Origin of the sequence: Breznakia sp. PF5-3, from assembly GCF_029504745.1 — a bacterium.
Lineage (GTDB): Bacteria > Bacillota_I > Bacilli_A > Erysipelotrichales > Erysipelotrichaceae > Breznakia.
On the sequence record NZ_JAQFIQ010000092.1, the window covers coordinates 1 to 1,282 of the forward strand.

At 31.9% G+C, this 1,282-nt stretch carries 2 protein-coding genes; both read right to left on the bottom strand.

Annotation, left to right across the window (positions count from 1 at the left end; translation table 11 throughout):
• Nucleotides 1–885, bottom strand: an 885-nt coding sequence (locus M2475_RS11380) for an IS3 family transposase (protein WP_346780386.1), incomplete at its 3' end; no start/stop codon positions are given.
• On the bottom strand, nt 792–1,282 hold a 491-nt coding region (locus M2475_RS11385), incomplete at its 5' end, for a transposase (protein ID WP_277491661.1). The genes M2475_RS11380 and M2475_RS11385, both read right to left, overlap by 94 nt.

The following is a 1,282-nucleotide window of genomic DNA, read 5'->3' on the forward strand; positions in this document are numbered from 1 at the left end:
GTGCTTACCTCTTTTGTTGTTGTAAAAATCTATATAGCCACGAATCGCTTCCTCTAGCGATTTTTTTGTTTTAAACGTATACTCGTCACCAATATACATCCCTTTCTTAAGTACTCCGAAGAAACTTTCCATAATGGAATTATCAATGCAATTTCCTTTGCGAGACATGCTTTGTATAATTCCTTTTTCTTTGAGTCTTTTGTGGTAGTTGTCCATCTGATACTGCCAACCTTGATCCGAGTGAAGTATCAAACCTTCGAGGTCATCGTGTTTCTCAAAAGCCTGATCAAGCATGTCTGTTATTTGATTATAGTTTGGTGAAGATGAAATGTTATAGCTTATAATCTCAGAATTATACATATCCAAAATCGGAGAAAGATAGAGTTTACCTTCTGGTGTTTTGAATTCAGTGACGTCTGTTGTCCATTTTTTGTTTGGACCATCTGCCTCAAAATTTCTTTCGATTATATTATCCGCTTTTTTTCCAACATCACCACGATACGATTTGTATTTATTCTTTTTAATCAATTTAGAATATAACCCCATGATACTCATTAAGCGTTTTACTTTCTTGTGGTTAATTTCATATCCACGAATGTTCAACTCGTCTGTAATGCGTCTATAACCATATTCACAACGAAATTCATAATAGATATTAATGATTTCACACATAACCTTATCATTTTTAAAGTCTTTGTTGGTTTTGTTTACTGTGTAATAATATGTTGCTTTTGCAACTCTAGAAATAAGTAGGAGATATTTTAATGGGTAAAATGGCTTTAGTTCACGGATTACTTTGGTTTTATCTTCGATTGATTTCTCTCCTGAACTAAAGCTTTTAACTTTTTTTCGTATTCCTCTTTTGCTTTCATGTAAGTTGCATATTCAACCAATTCTTCTTTTGTCATTTCGGCAATGTCTTTTTTTAAGATTTCTAGTATTTTTTTTGGCATGGTAGCTATTCGACCTTTCTTTTTCATTACTATCATACCATTATTTTGTTTATAATTTTTTATCCATTGATGAAGAATTGAATCTGTTGATAATCCTATATCAACAGAAACGGATGTTACGGACTCACCTCGGATTAAAACTCTTTCTACACTATTAACTTTCAATTCGTTTGTATAGTACATATATCCTTTGTCAAATATTTCAATGCCGTGAGAAAGGTATAAACGATATTGATGTTTAATCGTCTTTATAGGAATGTCATACCTCGCAGCAATTGTTGAAGTACTCACACCAGAATCTTTTTCTAAAACAATCTTCTTTTTAATTT